Source organism: Oleiphilus sp. HI0066 (assembly GCF_001635725.1).
Genome location: NZ_LWFH01001341.1, coordinates 1 through 714, shown reverse-complemented (window position 1 = coordinate 714; position 714 = coordinate 1). Strand labels below are relative to the sequence as shown.

At 38.8% G+C, this 714-nt stretch carries 1 protein-coding gene; it reads right to left on the bottom strand.

The window, feature by feature from the left end; translation table 11 throughout:
- On the bottom strand, positions 1-414 hold a 414-nt coding region (locus A3738_RS20180), incomplete at its 3' end, for a DMT family transporter (RefSeq protein ID WP_156504364.1).
- Positions 415-714: the final 300 nt, after the last annotated feature.

Here is a 714-nt window from a genome sequence, read left to right as displayed (position 1 = left end):
TGAATAAATAACGACTAGCATGCTTCCTAAAACACTTGTAACCCAAAATCCAAATGATGGTTTTTCATTGGATATCACGACTCCAACAATAGCAGTTGCTAAAGGTAGTATTGCTAGTACAACCCCTCCATGTGACGCAGGAACAGTTTGCATTGCAACGGATGAAAGAACAGGAAAACCGACGACTACGCCCAGTGCAACAATAATTAATTTGTATAGCTGTTCTTTTGAAGGGACAGATTGCCTCGTTATGATGAGTAATAATGCCGCAAAAATACCAGCCACGGTAGCTCTACCGAGGCCTATGAACATCGGAGAAAAATACTCTATTACGTAGCGCGTGACAGGCAATGTCAAACCAAATGAGAGAATACCAATCAGACCGTATAACATCCCTTTTGAATCATTATTCATATTTCTCGCTTAGATTTGGTGATAACGGCAGAAGTGAAATAAAATGCACGACAGGGCATGAGAAACCGAATGCAGTACCCATTGAAAATCTCTATTTTCCTATTTGCTGTCGCAATGCAATGGATTGCAATTAAAATAATCTCCGAATATAACAGTCAGCAAATATATTGAATAAATTACGATTTTTTCGACATTCAGTTAGTGTGGATAAATCAGATGCCACAGAGAATTAAATCGTTGGATTGGAGACTAATTGAATAACCAATAGCGTACTGGATTTGCCGGACATTCAAATGGACC